This is a genomic window from Sphaerisporangium aureirubrum, assembly GCF_042658925.1.
GTDB classification, from domain to species: Bacteria; Actinomycetota; Actinomycetes; order Streptosporangiales; family Streptosporangiaceae; genus Sphaerisporangium; species Sphaerisporangium aureirubrum.
On record NZ_JBHSRF010000009.1, the window covers coordinates 169,451 to 187,811 of the forward strand.

Genomic DNA, 18,361 nt, shown 5'->3' on the forward strand with positions numbered 1-18,361 from the left:
TCCGCCACGTTATCCGTCGTAGGGCGGATCAGTGCAAAGTGAGGACCTCGTGACTACCTCGAAACGCCCCAGGCCCCCGGTCGTCGCCGTCACCGGCGCGGCCTCGGGCCTCGGGAGGGAGTTCGTCTCCCGGGTCGCCTCGTCTGCGGATTTCCGCCGTGTGGTGGCCATCGACGACCAACGGGGCGACGTCCCCGACGTCACCTGGCGGGTGCTCGACGTCCGAGATCCGCTCTTGGCGAACCGCATCTCCGATGTGGACGTCCTGGTCCATCTCGGCACCGACTGCGGGCTCGATTCCGAGCCCGGCGCCCGCCGGGCCTACAACGTCCGCGCGGCACAGACCGTGCTCACCGCCTCGGCCGCCGCCCGGGTGCGCCGCACGGTGCTCGTGACGAGCGCCATGGTCTACGGCGCCGCGCCCGACAACCCCGTGCCGCTCCCGGAGGACTCCCCGGTGGCCGCCGAGCCCGACTCCGGGATCGTCGGCGACCACCTGGAGGTCGAGGCGCTCGCCCGCCGGGCCACGCGCAGCCATCCCGGGCTGGAGGTCACCGTGCTGCGGCCGGCCGCCGTGGTCGGGCCGGGGATGGACACCGTGGTCACCCGCCACTTCGAGGCCCCGCGCCTGCTGGCCGTCAAGGGCTCCGAGCCGCGCTTCCAGTTCTGCCATGTGGACGACCTGCTGTCCGCGCTCCACATGGCGGCGCTCGGCACGGTGTCCGGGGTGGTCAGCGTCGGCTGCGACGGCTGGCTGGAGATGGAGCAGGTCGAGGAGCTGTCCGGCCTGCGGCGTTTCGAGCTGCCCGCCGGGCTGACCTTCGGCACCGCCCAGCGCCTGCACCGGCTCGGCGTCACCCCCGGCCCCGCCACCGACCTGCACTACGTGGTGTACCCCTGGGTGGTCGACTGCTCCGCGCTGCGCGCCGCCGGGTGGAAGCCGGCCTGGACCAACGAGAGCGCGCTGGAGCAGCTCCTGGAGCTGCGCGAGGGCCGGCACGCCGTGGTGGGACGCAGGCTGTCGGGCAAGGAGGCCACGATCACGGCCGCGGGGGCGACCGTCGCGGTCATCGGCACCGCCGCCATCGTGCGCAGGGCCCGCCGCAAGCGGCGCACCTAGCACGGCCGGAAAGCACGGGGACGCGGGGGCTCACGGGGAGGACGGGGGACGGGGTTGTCCACAGCTTGTGGACCGGCACCGGTGCGCGATCGAGGTGCCGAGTAATCTCGTGGAGTGAACGTGATTCGTCTGCTCGCCATCCGTGACACTCCGCTGTCCGCCGACGAGGTGCTCGCCGCCGTCGCCGACCGGTCCGCCGGGGGCACCACGCTGTTCGTGGGCACCGTGCGCGATCACGACCACGGCCGGCCGGTCACCTCGCTGTCCTACTCCGCGCATCCGAGCGCCGAGGCGGAGCTGCGCCGGGTCGCCGAGAAGGTCGCCGCCGACTTCGCGCTGACCGCCCTCGCCGCCGTCCACCGGGTCGGCGACCTGCGGCTGGGCGACGCCGCGGTGATCGTGGCCGCGGCGGCCCCGCACCGCGACGAGGCGTTCCAGGCCGCGAGGCGCCTCATCGACGACCTCAAGAAGGAGGTCCCGATCTGGAAGAACCAGGCGTTCGACGACGGGACCACCGAGTGGGTCGGCGCCTGCGACTGACCCCGGGCCGATGATCGTCCGATGAGTGTCCGCTGCTGCACCGTCGCCCGGAGCGCATAGAGTTCCTACATGTCCCGACGAGGTCTGACGCTGGTCGTCGCCGGCTTCCTGACGCTCGCGCTCGGCGGCGCCGGCGCGCTGATGCCCGTCCCGTACGTCGCGCTGAGCCCCGGCCCCACCGAGAACACCCTGGGAACGGTGAAGGGCAAACCCGTCATCACCATCTCGGGCCACCAGACCTACCCGACGTCCGGCAAGCTCAGCCTGGTCACCGTCGCCTACCAGGGCGGCCCGACCGCACACCTCGACCTGCTCACCGCCCTGCGCGGCTGGGTGGACCCCAGCGTCGCGGTCGTCCCCGAAGAGACGATCTTCCCCAAGACCGTGACGGTCAAAGAGGTCGAGGAGCAGAACACCCAGGAGATGACCGGCTCCCAGCAGGACGCCACCGCCGCCGCGCTGAACCAGCTGAAGATCCCGATCGACACGCTCGTCGTGGTCGCCTCCACCCAGAAGAACCGCCCCGCCGACGGCAAGCTGCGCCCTGGCGACCAGATCACCGAGGTCGACGGCGCCGCGATCCGCAACGTCGACGACGTCGCCGCGGGGGTGCGCAAGCACAAGCCCGGCGAGCAGGTCGAGTTCACGGTGGTCAGGGACGGCAAGCCGGTGACCGTCGACGTCGGCACCGTGGAGGCCAACGGCGCGAGCATCGTCGGCATGATCATGGGAACGCGCTTCAAGTTCCCGTTCAACGTCAACGTCAACGTCGGCGACGTCGGCGGCCCGAGCGCGGGCCTGATGTTCTCGCTCGGCATCTACGACAAGCTGACCCCCGGCGAGCTCACCGGCGGCAGATCCATCGCCGGCACCGGCACCATCACCGCCGACGGCAAGGTGGGCCCGATCGGCGGCATCCAGCAGAAGATGATCGGCGCGCGCGACGCCGGCGCCACGGTCTTCCTCACTCCGGGCGACAACTGCGGCGACGCCCTGCAGTCGGTGCCCGAGGGGCTGCGCCTGGTCCGGGTCACCACGATGCGCGAGGCCGTCCAGGCCATCGACGCCCTGCGCACCGGCTCGGGGAACGTCCCCGCGTGCGAGGCCCGGTGAGGGCCGCCGTCATCCTTTGCCGCGCGGGGGGAACCCGCGCGGACCTCCGGCCGTTGGGCCACGTGAACGCGCGCGTCCTGCCCGCAGGCGCCGCCGTGCTCCGCGCCACCGCACCCGCCGGGGTTCCCCGGCCCGGCCGCCGGTTGTGGCCGTACCGTGCTCGTGGCCCGGAGCGTGACGGCGCCGTCACCGGTGTAGGTTGCGACACACGGACCGTAACTCGTGAAATCTAGGGGTGGGCCTTGACCTTCCGGAACCCCGGCGCGGGTCGGGCGATGCGCTTGCCCCGCCGGCCGCGGCTTCTCGTCCCCGTCGCGATAGCGCTGATCGGGATCGTCATCCTGTTCTTCGTCTTCGCCGGCATGTTCACCGACTGGCTGTGGTTCGACTCGGTCGGCTACACCTCGGTGTTCTCCACCATGCTGATCACGCAGCTCCTGCTGTTCCTGGTGGGCGCGCTGATCATGGCCGGGGTCGTCGGCGGCAACATGATGATCGCATACCGCACGCGGCCGCTGTTCGGCATAGGCCTGTTCAACGGGCCACAGGGCGCCGACCGCTACCGCGCGGCCGTCGATCCCCATCGTAAGCTGATCTTCATCGCCGGGCTGGTGATCCTGGGGCTGTTCACCGGCTCCTCCACCGGCGGGCAGTGGAAGACCTGGCTGCTGTTCATGAACAGGACGCCGTTCGACAAGCCCGACCCGTTGTTCGGGATGGACATCTCGTTCTTCATGTTCACGTACCCGTTCATCCGGCTGCTGCTGAACTTCCTGTTCACCGCGGTGATCATCTCGATCATCCTCGCGGCGATCGTCCACTACCTCTACGGCGGCTTCCGCTTCCAGTCGCCCGGCCTGCACGCCACCCGGGCCGCGCGGGTCCACCTGTCGGTGCTCGTCGGCCTGTTCGTGCTGCTCAAGGCGGTGGCCTACTGGGTCGACCGGTACGGCCTGGTGTTCTCCGACCGGGGCAAGGTCTTCGGCGCGTCCTATACCGACGTGCACGCGGTGATGCCCGCCAAGAGCATCCTCGCGATCATCGCGCTGATCTGCGCCGCGCTGTTCTTCGCCGGCGTGGTCCGTTCCGGCGGCATGCTCCCCGGCGTCGGCTTCGGCCTCCTCGTGCTGTCCGCCGTCCTGGTCGGCGCGGTCTACCCCGCCCTGGTCGAGCAGTTCCAGGTCAAGCCGAACCAGCAGAGCAAGGAGCAGGCGTACATCGCGCGCAACATCGCCGCGACCAGGGACGCCTACAACGTCTCGTCGGCCGAGATCTCGCCGTACAGCGCGAAGACCCAGGGCACCCAGCAGGAGCTGCAGAGCGAGGTCTCCACCATCCCCGGCGTGCGGCTGCTCGACCCGAGCGTGCTGTCCCCGACGTTCCAGCAGCTCCAGCAGATCAAGGGCTACTACCAGTTCCCCGAGCAGCTCGACGTCGACCGCTACCCCATCGACGGCGTCTCGCGTGACACCGTGGTCGCGGTCCGCGAGATCGGCGACCCGCCGGACCGCAACTGGATCAACGACCACCTCGTCTACACCCACGGCTTCGGCTTCGTGGCCGGCCCCGGCAGCAAGACCGACGCCCAGGGCAAGCCCGACTTCATCGTCAAGGACATCCCGCCGACCAACGGCCTCGGCACCTTCGAGCCGCGCATCTACTTCGGCGAGAACTCCCCGGACTACTCCATCGTCGGCGGCGACAAGAAGATCGAGCTGGACTTCCCCGAGCAGAGCAACAACGCGCAGGGCAGCGGCCAGGAGAACACCGTCTACACCGGCAAGGGCGGGGTGTCGATCGGCAACTTCCTCACCCGCATGCTGTACGCCGCCAAGTACGGCGAGACCAACCTCCTGCTCTCCTCCGACATCAACTCCAAGTCGCGCATCCTGTACAACCGTGACCCCCGCGACCGCATCGAGCAGGTGGCGCCGTTCCTGACCCTGGACAGCGACCCCTACCCCGCCGTCGTGAACGGCCGGATCCTGTGGATCGTCGACGGCTACACGATGTCCGAGGACTACCCCTACTCCGAGCGCCGCAGCTTCGGCGACATGACCAGAGACACCTCGACCGACCGCCTGCTGGCCGCCCAGCAGCCGCGCGACCACATCAACTACATCCGCAACTCGGTCAAGGCCACCGTCGACGCCTACGACGGCACGGTCTCGCTGTACGCCTGGGACGACCAGGACCCGCTCCTGCGGACCTGGCAAAAGGCCTTCGGCGGGATCATCCAGCCGAAGTCCGCCATCTCGCCCCAGCTCATGGACCACCTGCGCTACCCCGAGGACCTGTTCAAGGTGCAGCGCGACATCCTCGGCAACTACCACGTCACCGACCCCAACGCGTTCTACGGTGGTCAGGACTTCTGGAAGGTGCCCGAGGACCCGGCCAGCTCCAAGACCAAGCAGCCGCCGTACTACGTGACGCTGCGGATGCCGGACGACAGCCAGCCCCGTTTCTCGCTGACCTCGACGATGGTGCCGAACCAGCGGGACAACCTCGCCGCCTTCATGGCCGTGGACGCCACCGGTGACTCCAACACCCGGATCCGCATCCTGCAGCTTCCGAGCGACACCACGATCCCCGGCCCCAAACAGGCCCAGAACACCTTCGACACCAAGGCCGCCAGCGTCCTGAACGACCTCCGCATCGGCGGAACCACCGAGACGCTGAACGGCAACCTGCTGACCCTGCCCTTCGGCGGCGGCCTGCTCTACGTGGAGCCGGTGTACGTCCAGCCCAAGGTCCAGAACTCGGCCCGGTATCCCACCCTGGCGCGGGTGCTCGTCATGTTCGGCTCCGACGTCGGCATCGGCACCACCCTGACCGACGCCCTGGACCAAGTCTTCGGCAAGGGCCAGCAGCTCCCCAACACCCCCACCACGCCCACTCAGAACCAGCCAAACCAGCCCCAGGTGACCACCGACCTGGCGACCGCCTACAGCAACGCCCAGAAGGCCTACGACGACGGCCAGGCCGCCCTGAAGAACGGCGACTTCGCCGCCTACGGCGAAGCCAACAAGCGCCTGGCCCAAGCCCTCAAGGACCTGGAAGCCGCCATGGGCAAGCAAAACCCCACCCCCGCCACCCCCTCCTCCAGCCCGTCGGCCACCCCCACCCCCGCCCCCTCATCCGCCGCCGGAACCACCACCCCCTCCCCATCCCCCAGCTCATAACCGCAGGTCAGGTACGGTCCAACACGGCCGTACCCGACCACCCCCCCACTTGATTTGCCTCCACCCTCCCCGCCCGATAGTGTTTACCTACAACGCGACGCGGGGTGGAGCAGCTCGGTAGCTCGCTGGGCTCATAACCCAGAGGTCGCAGGTTCAAATCCTGCCCCCGCTACCAAAAAGTAGTTGACCAGAAGGCCCGGTCTCCGGAAACGGAGGCCGGGCCTTCTGGTGTTTGTTGTTTGTGTGGTGCGGAGGTGTTGCGGTTCTACTCGAAGTAGACGTATAGGGACTTCCAGGTTCCGGAGTAGAGGCAGTTCAGGGAGGGCTTGGTGGCTTTTGGCTCGGAGCAGACCTTGAGTTCTACCTGGTAGACGTTCTTGAAGTCGAAGCCGAACTTCTTGGCCTTGTTGTATTTGCAGGTGGTGAAGGTGCGGAGGGTGTTGGGGACCTCGCCGTTCTTGCCGTAGGAGACGCGGAAGACGGCCCAGCCGCAGCTCGAGCCCGAGCGGGTGCGGTCGACGATCTTGCCTCTGACCTTCACCAGTGAGGTGGGCTTGCTCGGGTCGTCCTTCGGGGCCGCCCACAGCGTGCCGTACGCCTTGGCCCTGCGGCTGGGGGCGTAGTAGGTGCCCCAGTTCTGGGCCGCGGCGGTCTGGGCTGTGACGGTGGCGGGGGAGCCGGTGGTGTCGGCGTTGGCGGCTAGGGGGGTGAGAGCGAGGGCGCCGGCGACTAGGGCGATACCGGTGAGGGTCCGGGTGGCAGTCATTTCGGTGGTTCCTTTTCTCTTGAGCTGTCGGCAGTCTGCGCCGGACTGCTTTCAAGCCCCTTGCCGTCGCATTGCAGGCCAGTGGCACATGACCATGCCGCCGGGAGTGGCATCACCCCTGCGCGAGCTTTTCGGCCAGCCGGCGGCCCTCCACGTCGGTCGTTTCGCACAGTGCCCGGGCCTGCTCCCAGCACTGCGCGTGGTCGTCCGTCCGGCCCTCGGCACGGGCCGCCAGGCCCAGCGCGTACCACGCCTGGGCCTGGCGGGGGAGGTCGCCGAACTCGTGGCAGATCCGGACGGCCTCGGTGCCCACGGCGACGGCCCTCGGGCTGCCGAGGAGGGCCAGCGTCTCGCTGAGCGCCCCCAGGCACTCGGCGATGCCGGTGGGGTGGTGCTCCGCGCGGAACGTCGCCAGCGCGCGGTCGAGGACCTCCACGGCGCCGGTCAGGTCACCGGCGGCCGTCAGGTCCAGGCCGAGGCGGTAGCCGATCATGCCGGACCTGACCCGGTTCCGGCCCGCCGGATCCGGAAGCTCGGCCAGCCCGCGCCGATGCACCTCGGCCGCCTCGACGGGGCGGCCGAGGTCCCGCAGGATGTCACCGACCGCGTAGGAGGCGACCACCGCGCCCTCGTCACCCATCTCGGCGAACAGCGTCGCCGCGAGCCGCGCCCGGTCCAGGGCCTCCGGCAGCCGGCCGGAACGGTGCAGCGCCCCGACCGTGTACAACGTGCTCCAGGCGTGCCCGGGCCGGTCGCCGATCTCGGCGTACAGCCGCCTGGCCTGTTCGTGCTCGGGCAGCGCCTCCTCAGGGCGCCTGGCCTGGTACTTGAGCGCGAAGCCGAGCGCGTTGCGCAGGGTGGCCTCCAGCGCCGGGCTGTTCGCCTCCCGCGCCGCGTCGACCGCGAGCCGGAACAGCTCGTGCCACGCCGCGAGGTGGTGGTGCCGGTCGGCCAGGCCCCGCACGGCCTCGACCACGGCGATGATCTCCTCGGCGCGGTGCTGCTCGGCCGTCCTGCGGACCGCCCACACGACCGCGTACCGCTCCGCCTCGAACCAGTCGAGCGCCGCGCGGGCCGAGTCGAACACCTGCCGCGGCTCGGGGAACGGGAACCGCACGACCGGTGCCCGGTTGGTGGGGAACCACGACGTCACGGCCACCGCCGTCGCCAGCAAGCGGGTGCGCACCCGTTCCAGCGCGGCCTCCCGTCCGGCCGCGTCGTCCTCGTCGTGTGCCCGCTCCTGGCCGAACAGGACGAGCAGGTCGTGCAGCCGGAACCGGCCGTCGGCCGCCGTCGGCGTGAGCAGCCCGGCCTCGGCGATCGCGGCGTGCACGGCGGTGGCCGCCTCCGGATCGGCGTCCAGCACGTCGGCCAGGGCGGCGACGTTGTACGCGGGCCAAGGCAGCAACGCGAGCCGGCGAAGCGCGGCCTGCGGCGCCGGCGCGAGCTGCCGGTACGACACGGTGAACGCGGCCCGCACCTCGACGTCGCCGGCGTACAGGCCGTCGAGGCGCCGGCGGGTGTCCCGCAACCGGTCCATCAGCCCGCCGACCGTCCACCCCGGACGGCTGGCCAGGCGGCTCCCGGCGATCCGCAGCGCCAGCGGCAGACCGCCACAGATGTGGATGAGCTCGTCGGTGGTGCCCGACTCGGCCGCCAGCCGCGCCGGGTTGACCATCTCGGCGAGCAGGTGCCGGGCGTCCTCGTCGGACAGCGCGCCGAGCCGCAGGCGCCGTGCCCCGGCCAGGTCGGCGAGCCGCCGGCGGCTGGAGATCAGCACGCGCCAGTCGCCACCGGCCGGCAGCAGCGGAAGCACCTGCTCGGCGTCCAGCGCGTTGTCCAGGACCAGGATCGCGCTGCGGCCGGCGACCCGTTCCAGGTAGCACGCCCGGCGCTCGGCGGTGCCGCCGGGGAGCCGGCGCCGGTCCATGCCGAGATCGGTGAGCAGCTGCGCGAGCGCGCCGCGCACGCTCGTGGCGCGGGCGGCGGTCCCGCGCAGGTCCACGAAGAACACGCCGTCCGGGAGCGTGGCGGCCACCCGGGCCGCGCGCACGATCACGCTCGTCTTGCCGATACCGGGCGGGCCGTACACCACGGTCGTCGTTCCGGTGCTCCCCAGGTGGCCGATCAGCTCCTGCAGCTCGGCGTCCCGGCCGGTGAAATCCGGCGGATCCGCCGGCAGCGGCACGCGCGCCGTCCGGTCGGCGACCCCGGCGAGCAGGTCGGGAATCAGGGGCGCGCCCGGGACGGGATCCGGGTCGCGGGGCAGAGGGCCGTCGCCCGTCGCCGCACCGCCCGGTTCGCCGCGCCGGTTCGCCGTGCTGCGGTGGAGCAGCGCCCGGTCGGCGGGCCCGAGCCGCAGGGCGTCGGCCACGCGGTCGACGGTGGCCCGCTGCGGCCGCGCGACCCGGCCCCGTTCCAGGTCGCGTACGGTCCGCTCGCCGAGGCCCGCCGATTCGGCGAGCTGACGCTGGCTCAGGCCGGCGGCCTGCCTGTAACGCCGCAGTAACGCCGCCAACGCGTCCGGTTCATCGAGATCAGACACGCTTTCTCCAGCCTCTCGACATGCCTGCCTGACGCCGGACAATAGATGATCAACGTGTCGCGGAGTACGCCGTTGAATGATGTGCCGATCACCATTACGCCGGCCCACGCGGGGCCGGCGAGAGGACCAGAGATGACGGTACGTGCGGACGACGCCGAACCCGCCTTCCCGGCGAGCCTCGCGGCGCTGCGACGGTCGGCGGGGATGACCCAGGAACAGCTCGCCGACGCCGCCGGGTTGTCGTCACGGACGGTCGGCAACCTGGAACGCGGCCGGGTGACGCCGCACCGGCTGACCGTCCGGCGCCTCGTGGCGGCCCTCGGCCCGGAGGCGGCGAGCCTGCTGGCCTCGTTCACCGAGGCGGGAGGCGGCGCGGCGGTCCTCGGGCTGCCCCCCGACACCGAACCCTTCACCGGTCGTGACGGTGAGCTGGCGACGCTCGGCGAGATGGCCGACACCGCGATGACGGCGGACGGGCGGAGCGTCGGCCCGGCGGTCGTGGTGATCTGCGGGCCGGCCGGGGCGGGCAAGACCCGGCTGGCGATCCGGGCCGCACACCGGGTGGTCGCCGCGCACGGGGCCCAGGGGCTTCTCCTCGACCTACGGGGGAGGAACCGGCTGGCGATCGCGCCCGGCACGGCTCTCGGCCACCTGATGCGCGCGCTCGGCGTACCCGAGTCCCGTGTCCCGTGGCCCGTCCTGGAGCGCACCAACCTGCTGCGGGCCGTGATGACCGGGCGCCGCGGCGTGCTGGTCCTCGACGACGCCGTCGCCGAGGACCAGGTCCGCCCGCTCCTGCCGACCTCCGCCGGCTGGCTGGTGATCGTCACCAGCCGGAGCGGCCTGGCAGGCCTGTTCGGCGCGCGGTGGTGCCCGCTCGACCCGCTGCCGGGCGACGCGCCCCCCGCGTCCGGCGCCGTCCTGGACGAGACCTACCATCGGCTCCGCCCGGAGGCGCGCCGCCTGTTCCGACGGCTCGCGCTGCTGCCGCCCGGGGACCACCCGGTCACGGTCGCGGCGGACATCGCCGGACTCGGACCCGCCGACGCCGAGACGGCCGTCGACGCGCTGATCGAAGCCGGGCTGCTGGCCGACGCGCCGCGTCCGGGCTGGTTCCGGCTGCACCCCGCCTCGCACCGGCACGCCACCAGGAGGCTGCGGCTCGCCGAAGGGTCGGCGATCACCGGCAGGCCTCCCCGCGGGCACTGAAACAGGCTTACGGCTCGTCCACCCGGGGCGAGCCCACCAGGTGGGTGCGTTGCCCGTCGTGGTCGAGGATGGCCAGGACCTCCGCCGGGCCGCCCTGGGCGCCGAAGGCGTGGGGGACCATGGTGGAGAAGGCCGCCGCCTGACCGGTGGTGACCGTGATGGTGCGCTCTCCGAGCAGCAGCACGATGGTCCCCGACAGGACCAGGAACCAGTCCTTGCCGGGGTGCACCTTGAGTTCGTCGACACCGCGCCGGGGCACCGGCCTGGTGATCCGTATCTTGGCGACGGTCATGCCACGCGGCCCGGTCTCCGGGTTCAGCATCCAGGCGGTCAGGCCCCGTACCGGATCATGCTGCGGCCTGATCACCACGTCCTCGTCGGCGACGGACTCCACCAGCTGGTCGAGGGTGGTCCCGAGAGCACGGGAGATGGCGGTCAGCTGGTCGAGTCCGATCCGGCGGTGACCCGTCTCGATGCGGCTCAAGGTGGAAGGGCTCAGATGGCACCGGGTGCCCAGGTCGTCGAGCGACCATCCGAGGGCCACACGCAGCCCTCTGATGCGCTTGCGGACCAAGTCGTCGAGCTCATCGTCTTGCTTCATACGCAAGATGGTATGTCCGATCGGCAAGACGCGCTTAGTGTCGGGCCATGGCACATCGACACCACCATCATGCGACAGCCGAAGACGACGGCTCGGCGATGGCCGAGCTCCTGGATCTCGACGCCGAGATATTCCGCCCGGTCCTGACCGAAGTGATCGGCTTGATCCACGGGCTGGCCGCGGGCATGCCGGTCCGCCGGATCCTCGACCTGGGCAGCGGGACCGGCACGGGCGTCTTCGCGCTGCTCCAGCGGTTCGAGGACGCCGACGCGATCGCCGTCGACACGTCCGCGCAGATGCTGCACCGCGTCGAGGACAGGGCCCGCGACCTCGGCGTGGCCCGGAGGCTCCGCACCGTCGAGGCCGACCTGGACGCGGCGTGGCCCGCCGTCGGCACCGTCGACCTGGTATGGGCGTCCGCGTCGATGCACCACATGACGGATCCCGCCCGCGTCCTCACCGATGTCTTCGCCGCGCTCCGTCCCGGCGGGCTCCTGGCGATGATGGAGCTGGACTCCTTCCCGCGCTCCCTGCCCGGCGACCTCGGCATCGGCCGTCCCGGCCTGGAGGATCGCTGCCACGCCGCCCTCGCCGAGGCACACGCGGCCGAGATGCCGCATTTCCACGCCGACTGGAGCTCGTTCCTGTCCGGCGCCGGTTTCACCGTCGAGGTCGCGCAGACTTTCACCGTCGACCTGCCCCCGCCGCTCTCCGAGCACAGCCGCCGCTACGCCCTGGCGTTCCTGCGACGCATCCGTTCCCGTGTGGAAGACCGCTTGAGCGCCGAGGATCTGGCCACGCTCGACACCGTCATCGACGGCGACGGCCCGGACGGCGCCCTGCGGCGCGACGACCTCTTCGTCCGCGGCACGAGGACGGCCTTGGTGGCCAGACGGCCGTAGGGCCACGGGAAAGGCCCCGGTCACCGAGGTGATCAGGGCCTTGTCGTCTGAGCCGCGCCGTGCGGGCGATCAGCGCAGGAGGCGGCGGCTGACCGCGGCGCAGATGAGGACGAGGGCGGCGGCGAAGGCCAGGAGGGCCGTGCGGATGGCGACGTAGTGGGTGGCGAGGCCGAGGGCCAGGATGGGGACGGCCAGGCCGACGTAGGCGGTGAGGAACAGGCCGGCCAGCGCCTCGCCGCGGTGCTCGGGGGTGGCGAGGGTGAGGACCCGCGAGACGGTGGCCTTGAAGAGCACGCCCGCGCCGGCGCCCGCCAGGATGCCACCGATCAGGAAGGCCGCGAGGCTGGGGAACCAGACGGCGGCGGTGAGCGTGGCCAGGCCCGTGCACATCAGGACGAGGCCGGTGGCGAGCTGAGGACGCAGGGCCAGGCGGCGCAGGACGATCTGGGTCGCCGCGGCCGCGGCGAAGACCAGGAAGGTGACCAGGCCGGCCAGGGCGCGGGACGGGTGGTGCAGGGTGTTCGCGACGAAGCCGGGGGCCAGGGACGTGAAGAGCCCGAGGACGGCGAAGGTGGTGAACGCGGCCGAGGCGGCGGCGAAGTACGCGGGCCGGTGTTCGGCGGGCACGGAGACGCGCTGAGGACGATACGGGGGCCGCGGCGCCACGGGGCTGACGGTCTCGGGGACCAGCACGACGCCGGCGGCGGCGACCACCAGGAGGCCCAGGAAGACCAGGTACGGGGTGCGCAGCGGGCCGTCGACGTACTGGGCGAGCACGCCGGAGGCCAGTGAGCCCACGGCGAAGCCGCCCATGTTGGCCGCGGTGGCGACCAGGTCCGCCCGGCCGCGGCCGGCCCGCGGGCGGGCGGCGGTGTGCAGGTCCGTTAGGTACGCGGTGGCGGTCGCGGTCACCATGCCGATGCCGAGACCGGTGACCGCGCGGGCGACGATGAGCACCCCGAGGGACGTGGAGGTCAGGAACATCACGGCCGCGGCGACCTCGATCACGACGGCGGGCAGCAGCACGCGGCGGCGGCCGAACCGGTCGGAGAGATGGCCCGCCAGGAACAGGCTGACGACGACGCCCACCGCGTACGCGGCGAACGCCACGGTCACCATCGCGGTCGAGAAGCCGTCCTCCCGCTGGTAGATCGCCCACAGCGGGGTCGGCACGGTGGTGAACGCCATCGAGATCAGGAACGTGAACGCGGTGATCCAGAACCCGGCCCGGTGACCGGCCGCGCCGTACCACCTACCCATGCCGTGCCGCATCGCCGTGCCGGTTCCCTCCGCCGTCCGGGAGCCGTTCCCATCTGCCCGGGGCCCGGACGGTACGCGGTCCGCCCGGTCTGGTGAGATGGCGCTGACGGGGGAAGTGCCGGTCGGGGCGGGCATGGGGGCTCCTGCTCGGGCGCATCGCTCTGAACACATCACAGGATGCGTGCGTATCTACAATCGCGTCCAACGCTTGTTTTCGATCGCGCTCATCGGTTCGGGAGATGGTCGGGTATGGAGCTGCGCCACCTTGAGTGCTTTCTGGCCGTCGCCGACGAGCTCAACTTCACCCGCGCGGCGCAGCGCCTGCACATCGTGCAGTCCGCCGTGTCCGCCGCGATACGAGCCCTGGAGCACGATCTCGGCGCGACCCTCTTCGAACGCGACTCCAAGCGCGTCGCCCTCACCGACGCCGGGGCCGCGCTGCTGCCCGAAGCGCGGGCCACGCTGGCGGCGGCGCAGGCCGCCCGGGACGCGGTCGGCGAGGTGCGCGGCGGGCTGCGCGGCACGGTGAACGTCGGCACCATGACCACGGTCGGCATCCTCGACATGCCGGCCCTGTTCGGCGAGTTCCACGCCAGGCACCCGGCGGTCACCATCAGGCTGCGCGCGGCGCCGAGCGGGTCGGCGGGGCTGGCGCAGTCCGTGCTGGAGGGACGGCTCGACATCGCGTTCGTCTCGCTGCCCGGCCGTCCACCGGCGGGGCTGACCGTCCGGGAACTGGCCACGGTGCCGCTGGTCGCGATCCTTCCCGCCGGGCACCGGCTCGCCGGCGCGCATGAGATACGTCTTTCCGCGCTGATCGACGAGCCGTTCATCGACTCGCCCGTCGGCTTCGGCAACCGCGCGGTGGTCGACCGCGAACTGGCCGCGACGGGAATGCAGCGCCACGTCGCCATCGAGGTGATCGACATCGGGACCGCCACCGCGTACGTCGGCCACGGGCTCGGCGTGGCGCTGATCCCCGCCTTCGCCGTGCGGCGCGACCCCCGGGTGCGGGCGGTGCCGGTGGCGGACGACACGCTGCCCTGGTCCCTCGGCGTGGCGACCGCCACGGCCCGCCGCCCGAGCGCCGCCGTCAAGGCACTGCTCGCCATGGTGGACGGCCACGTGCACGCCGACCCCGGGGTCATGGTGCCGTGACCGGGACCCCGGTCCGTCCGGGTCACACCAGGCGGCTGCCCTGGGCGACGAAGACCACCAGGTCGACGGCCGCCACGGCGAGCGTCACCGCGAACGCCGCCCGCCGCACCGACCGGCGCGCCATCAGCGCGCCGCCCGCGAGCGCCAGCGCGACCGCCCCCAGCCCGGCGACCGCGAGCGGCGCGGTACGGCCGCCCGGCGCCAGGGCGATCACCAGGGACGCGGCGACCAGCAGGGCGGCGGCACCCACCCGCGCGCCGGTGGGGCCGAGCCGCTGCGGCAGGCCGCGCACGCCGAGCGCCAGATCGCCGGGCAGATCAGGCACGACGTTGGCGAAGTGGGCGCCCATGCCGAGCAGCGCGCCCGCGACCGTCGCCCACCACGCCGGCCACGGCTCGCCCGGCAGCCCCAGCGTCACGAACGCCGGCAGCAGCCCGAACGCCACCGCGAACGGCAGCGGGGAGAACGGCCCCGCCTTGAGCCACAGGTTGTACAACCACCCGAACGCGACCGCGACCAGGTGCACCAGCCCGGCCGCCACCCCGCTGGCCAGCGACAGCGGCACGCACAGCACCAGCGCCGTCCCCGCCGCCACCGCGATCGTGCGCGGCGCGACGGCCTGCTCGGCGAGCGGCTTGTCGGCCCTGCCCACGGCCCGGTCCCGCCTGCGGTCGAGCCAGTCGTTGCTCCAGCCGATCGACAACTGCCCGGCCAGCACGGCCGCCCCCACCAGCACCGTCCCGGCCACCCCCCGCCCGGCCGCCGCCGCGAGGGCGCACCCCGCGGCGGTGACGACCGCGGTCGGACCGGGATGGGCGGCACGCAGCACGGTGAGCATGTGATCAATCCTCGCCCACATCACGCCGGACGGGCGCCGCCGCCGCCCCCGTCGCGCCGTACGACCGGCTGCCGCCGTCCACATCACCCCGCGCCGGAGCGCCGGCCGCGCCGCACTCGAACCTGTGATCGAAAATGTCGGCGCGGGCGGGTAACCTGAACGACGTGTGGATCGCGGTGACGCCCGAGGGGGGCGGCGCTACCCTGCGGCCCCTCGGCGGGCGCGCGGGGGCCGTCACGCACGTCGACGACCTCGCCGAGGCCGTCCGCGACCTGGAACGCGTCGAGCAACCCCGGTGGATCTGGGCGGACACCCGCGCCGTCTACCCCCCGCTCCTCGCCCGCGACGTGCGCCCCGCCCGCTGCCACGACCTCACCCTGACCGAGGCGCTGCTGCTCGGCCACGAGGGCAGGTACGGCGAGCCGCGGTCGGCCGGGGCGGCGTACGCGCGGCTGCGCGGCCTGCCCGTCCCTGCGGACGAGACCGGGGCGCACGCCCGTCAGGCCACCCTTTTCGAGCCCGAGCCGCTGCCGGTCGACGTGGCCGAGGTCTACGGCGACCAAGTCAGGCGCATCGAGCGGACCGCCGACCCCGCCCGGTTCCGCCTGCTGGTCGCCGCGGAGTCCGCCGGGGCGCTGATCGCCGCCGAGATGGGCCACGACGGCATGCCCTGGCGTGAGGACGTCCACGACGCGCTGCTCACCGGCATGCTCGGCCCCCGCCCTGTGCACGGCATGCGCCCGGCCAAGCTCCAAGCCTTGGCCGACCAGGTCGACGCGGCCTTCGGGACGACCGTCAACCCCGACTCCCCGCAGCAGATCGTCCGGGCGTTCAAGGCGGCGGGCCTCAGCGTGGCGTCCACCAGGTCCCACGTGCTCAAGGAGGTGGATCACCCCGCCGTCGCGCCGCTGCTGGCGTACAAGGAGCTGGCCCGGCTGTACAGCTTCCACGGCTGGGTCTGGGCGGACCAATGGGTACGCGGCCATCGTTTCCGCCCCGAGTACGTCGCGGGCGGCGTCGTGTCCGGCCGCTGGGCGACGAACGGCGGGGGCGCCCTGCAGATCCCCAAGGTGATGCGTCAGGTCGTGATGGCCGACGAGGGCTGGCGCCTGGTCGTCGCCGACGGAGCCCAGCTGGAGCCCCGGGTGCTCGCGGCCATGGCCGGGGACGGCGGGCTCGCCCGGGCCGCCGGGGAGATCGACCTCTACGCCGCGCTGGCCCAGGCGTTCGGCGGGTCCCGCCAGAACGCCAAGATCGCCATGCTGTCCGCGATGTACGGCGGGACCAGCGGGGACGCCCTCAAGCTGCTCGCCGTCATGCGGCAGCGCTACCCCCAGGCGTACGCGTTCGTGGAAGAGGCCGCCAAGGCCGGCGAGGAGGGACGGCTGGTGCGTTCCTGGCTGGGCCGCACCTGCCCGCCGCCCTCCAAGCACTGGTCCAGGCTGGTCGCCGGGCCCGAGGGGGCGCGCGCGGCGCGCGACCGGGGCCGGTTCACCCGCAACTTCGTCGTCCAGGCGACGGCGGCGGAGTGGTCGCTGACGCAGATGGCCCTGCTGCGGGGCCTGCTGCCCGCGCCGGCCCGGCTGGTGTTCTTCCAGCACGACGAGGTGATGGTGCATTGCCCAGAGGAGCTGGTGGGCGAGGTGTCCGGGGCGGTGGGCCGGGCGGCCGTCCAGGCCACCCGGCTGCTCTTCGGGGAGACGCCCGTGCGCATCCCCATGGAGGCGGTCGCGGTGACGTGCTACGCCGACGCCAAACCGGTCAGCGAGCCCGAGCCAGGACCAGCAGCGACAGCGATCGCCTGACCGCCCATCCGATCAGGCAGACTCCGAAGAGGGCCTGCGCGGCCCGGATCCAGCTCGAGGTGGCCGTGGCGGCGAACACCACCACGCCCAGCCACAAGACTCCGAACACCCCCACGAGCGTCACGGCCGCCCAGTTCATCCCCCGCTTCCACATGGGTGGAAGTCTTCCAGGCCCAATTCCAGGCCACGGTAAAGCGCGTCAGTGTGCTTTCCCGGTCTGGGCCGCTCAGCGGGCCAGCCTCCGGCTCGGGCCGACGCACCGGCTCATCCGCGCGCTCGGCCGGGGACGGGGCGGAGGCACCTCGGTGAGATGGGCGATCAACGCGGCGGCCGTACGGGCGTCGGAAAGGATCCGCATGACGTCCTCGTCGGCGGAAGGCATCTGACCACGCCTGCCGAGCGCATGCCTCAGGAACGTCAGGGGGTTCGGGTCCCCGACGGCATCGGACGCCATCGTGGCCCGCGCGGCGGTCAGCAACTCCAGGTAGCGCGCCTGAAGGGTGGCCTCGCGCAGACGCGCCTGCTCCAGATCGTCCAGCAAGGTCCGAGCGATCAACAGAAGCTCATCCGAGTCACCTTCGTCGGCCGCGATGTGTGCACGGATGTCGTCGAACTCCGACCGCGTCATGATGTCCACCTCCACGGGCGGGGTTCCGGGCATCGGGGTGATGCCTGCGGAGTCCCGCACCCTCTTCGTAACGTCTGGCGATTGCGGATGACTTGCCGGTGGGTTGCCCCCGCACGAATCGCACGCTGTTGGGATGGCTGAGAGGCGGTGAAGGTTTACCGCCCGCCGAAGTGGCCTCGTCTGCCCCAGGGGGCTGCTAGAGTTTTCCCTCGTTGGGCACGGTCGGCCCCCGAAAGATCCAAAATCTTGGGACTACCGGCATGCCCGCAAACCCCTTAAACGTCCGGATTGTCCGGCTTCATGCGGTTGGTTCGCATGTGTCCGGATCGCCTGGTAAGTTAGAAGGGTTGCTCTGGAGACAGGGCAGCACGAACTTTAGCCGGTTTGTGATGGTTTCGGATAGATCAAACGATTTGATCGGGACTGTCGGGATCTGGTAAAGTTACAGACAGATGAACGCCCCGGTGGGGCTGGGCCTCCAGCCCGGTTCGATCGGAGTACGCGTCCGTTTCTTGAGAACTCAACAGTGTGCTAAAAGCCAGTGCATGAATATGCATGAACCCCGTCCCCTGGCTTGCCCGTGTTCTGCGGGTGGAGTGGGGATGGTTTTCCTTTGATGAGGCACTTCCGTGTAGCGCGGGGGTGTCTTGCTTGGATTGTTCTTCAGACATTGTTTGGAGAGTTTGATCCTGGC

General features: G+C 71.7%; 15 protein-coding genes and 1 tRNA gene. 9 read left to right on the forward strand and 7 right to left on the reverse strand.

Annotated elements, in window-relative coordinates; translation table 11 throughout:
- Window positions 1–49 precede the first annotated feature (49 nt).
- From ACFP1K_RS09905 to ACFP1K_RS09925, 5 genes are all read left to right on the forward strand, one after another.
- A complete protein-coding gene (locus ACFP1K_RS09905) occupies window positions 50–1,120 on the forward strand; it encodes an NAD-dependent epimerase/dehydratase family protein (RefSeq protein ID WP_380749415.1) in 1,071 nt (356 codons plus the stop codon).
- Between the two features lie 114 nt (window positions 1,121–1,234).
- Window positions 1,235–1,660, forward strand: coding sequence for a molybdenum cofactor biosynthesis protein MoaE (locus ACFP1K_RS09910; protein ID WP_380749418.1), 426 nt, complete (start codon window positions 1,235–1,237; stop codon window positions 1,658–1,660).
- 69 nt (window positions 1,661–1,729) lie between these two features.
- Window positions 1,730–2,773, forward strand: coding sequence for a YlbL family protein (locus ACFP1K_RS09915; protein ID WP_380749421.1), 1,044 nt, complete (start codon window positions 1,730–1,732; stop codon window positions 2,771–2,773).
- Between the two features lie 275 nt (window positions 2,774–3,048).
- Window positions 3,049–5,955, forward strand: coding sequence for a UPF0182 family membrane protein (locus ACFP1K_RS09920; protein WP_380749424.1), 2,907 nt, complete (start codon window positions 3,049–3,051; stop codon window positions 5,953–5,955).
- A 98-nt stretch (window positions 5,956–6,053) separates the two neighbouring features.
- Window positions 6,054–6,130, forward strand: a tRNA-Met gene (locus ACFP1K_RS09925).
- Window positions 6,131–6,220: 90 nt separating this feature from the next.
- Here the strand turns inward: ACFP1K_RS09925 and ACFP1K_RS09930 are convergent.
- The gene (locus ACFP1K_RS09930; protein ID WP_380749427.1) at window positions 6,221–6,721 is read right to left on the reverse strand and encodes a hypothetical protein; all 501 of its coding nucleotides are present in this window, start codon (window positions 6,719–6,721) and stop codon (window positions 6,221–6,223) included.
- Between the two features lie 112 nt (window positions 6,722–6,833).
- A complete protein-coding gene (locus ACFP1K_RS09935) occupies window positions 6,834–9,266 on the reverse strand; it encodes a helix-turn-helix domain-containing protein (RefSeq protein ID WP_380749430.1) in 2,433 nt (810 codons plus the stop codon).
- A 132-nt stretch (window positions 9,267–9,398) separates the two neighbouring features.
- Here ACFP1K_RS09935 and ACFP1K_RS09940 point away from each other — a divergent pair, with 132 nt between their 5' ends.
- Window positions 9,399–10,475, forward strand: coding sequence for a helix-turn-helix domain-containing protein (locus ACFP1K_RS09940; RefSeq protein ID WP_380749433.1), 1,077 nt, complete (start codon window positions 9,399–9,401; stop codon window positions 10,473–10,475).
- A gap of 7 nt (window positions 10,476–10,482) precedes the next feature.
- Here the strand turns inward: ACFP1K_RS09940 and ACFP1K_RS09945 are convergent, their stop codons facing one another.
- On the reverse strand, window positions 10,483–11,076 hold the full coding sequence (locus ACFP1K_RS09945) for a helix-turn-helix domain-containing protein (protein ID WP_380749436.1): 594 nt from the start codon (window positions 11,074–11,076) through the stop codon (window positions 10,483–10,485).
- A gap of 47 nt (window positions 11,077–11,123) precedes the next feature.
- On the opposite strand from ACFP1K_RS09945, the gene ACFP1K_RS09950 reads away from it, so the two are divergent.
- Window positions 11,124–11,978 (forward strand): class I SAM-dependent methyltransferase, encoded by an 855-nt coding sequence (locus tag ACFP1K_RS09950; RefSeq protein WP_380749439.1) that lies wholly within the window; start codon window positions 11,124–11,126, stop codon window positions 11,976–11,978.
- 69 nt (window positions 11,979–12,047) lie between these two features.
- Here the strand turns inward: ACFP1K_RS09950 and ACFP1K_RS09955 are convergent, their stop codons facing one another.
- The gene (locus ACFP1K_RS09955) at window positions 12,048–13,250 is read right to left on the reverse strand and encodes an MFS transporter (protein ID WP_380749442.1); all 1,203 of its coding nucleotides are present in this window, start codon (window positions 13,248–13,250) and stop codon (window positions 12,048–12,050) included.
- A 237-nt stretch (window positions 13,251–13,487) separates the two neighbouring features.
- Here ACFP1K_RS09955 and ACFP1K_RS09960 point away from each other — a divergent pair, with 237 nt between their 5' ends.
- On the forward strand, window positions 13,488–14,396 hold the full coding sequence (locus ACFP1K_RS09960; protein WP_380749444.1) for a LysR family transcriptional regulator: 909 nt from the start codon (window positions 13,488–13,490) through the stop codon (window positions 14,394–14,396).
- A 22-nt stretch (window positions 14,397–14,418) separates the two neighbouring features.
- On the opposite strand, the gene ACFP1K_RS09965 is transcribed toward ACFP1K_RS09960, so the two are convergent.
- A complete protein-coding gene (locus ACFP1K_RS09965) occupies window positions 14,419–15,234 on the reverse strand; it encodes a UbiA family prenyltransferase (RefSeq protein WP_380749447.1) in 816 nt (271 codons plus the stop codon).
- Window positions 15,235–15,398: 164 nt separating this feature from the next.
- Here ACFP1K_RS09965 and ACFP1K_RS09970 point away from each other — a divergent pair, with 164 nt between their 5' ends.
- Window positions 15,399–17,039, forward strand: a complete 1,641-nt coding sequence (locus ACFP1K_RS09970; RefSeq protein ID WP_380749450.1) for a bifunctional 3'-5' exonuclease/DNA polymerase — start codon at window positions 15,399–15,401, stop codon at window positions 17,037–17,039.
- 226 nt (window positions 17,040–17,265) lie between these two features.
- Here ACFP1K_RS09970 and ACFP1K_RS09975 read toward each other — a convergent pair whose 3' ends face one another.
- Both ACFP1K_RS09975 and ACFP1K_RS09980 read right to left on the reverse strand, forming a co-directional pair.
- Entirely contained in the window at window positions 17,266–17,667 is a 402-nt protein-coding gene (locus ACFP1K_RS09975) for a hypothetical protein (protein WP_380749453.1), read from the reverse strand.
- 404 nt (window positions 17,668–18,071) lie between these two features.
- Window positions 18,072–18,361 (reverse strand): hypothetical protein (locus ACFP1K_RS09980; protein ID WP_380749456.1); only part of this gene is annotated, 290 nt, incomplete at its 5' end.

Excerpts from the sequence above, each read along its gene's own strand:
- ACFP1K_RS09915 (WP_380749421.1), top strand. The coding sequence starts at position 1,730 with ATGTCCCGACGAGGTCTGACGCTGGTCGTCGCCGGCTTCCTGACGCTC.
- ACFP1K_RS09920 (WP_380749424.1), top strand. The coding sequence starts at position 3,049 with ATGCGCTTGCCCCGCCGGCCGCGGCTTCTCGTCCCCGTCGCGATAGCG.
- ACFP1K_RS09930 (WP_380749427.1), bottom strand. The coding sequence starts at position 6,721 with ATGACTGCCACCCGGACCCTCACCGGTATCGCCCTAGTCGCCGGCGCC.
- ACFP1K_RS09940 (WP_380749433.1), top strand. The coding sequence starts at position 9,399 with ATGACGGTACGTGCGGACGACGCCGAACCCGCCTTCCCGGCGAGCCTC.
- ACFP1K_RS09945 (WP_380749436.1), bottom strand. The coding sequence starts at position 11,076 with ATGAAGCAAGACGATGAGCTCGACGACTTGGTCCGCAAGCGCATCAGA.
- ACFP1K_RS09950 (WP_380749439.1), top strand. The coding sequence starts at position 11,124 with ATGGCACATCGACACCACCATCATGCGACAGCCGAAGACGACGGCTCG.
- ACFP1K_RS09955 (WP_380749442.1), bottom strand. The coding sequence starts at position 13,250 with ATGCGGCACGGCATGGGTAGGTGGTACGGCGCGGCCGGTCACCGGGCC.
- ACFP1K_RS09960 (WP_380749444.1), top strand. The coding sequence starts at position 13,488 with ATGGAGCTGCGCCACCTTGAGTGCTTTCTGGCCGTCGCCGACGAGCTC.
- ACFP1K_RS09965 (WP_380749447.1), bottom strand. The coding sequence starts at position 15,234 with ATGCTCACCGTGCTGCGTGCCGCCCATCCCGGTCCGACCGCGGTCGTC.
- ACFP1K_RS09975 (WP_380749453.1), bottom strand. The coding sequence starts at position 17,667 with ATGACGCGGTCGGAGTTCGACGACATCCGTGCACACATCGCGGCCGAC.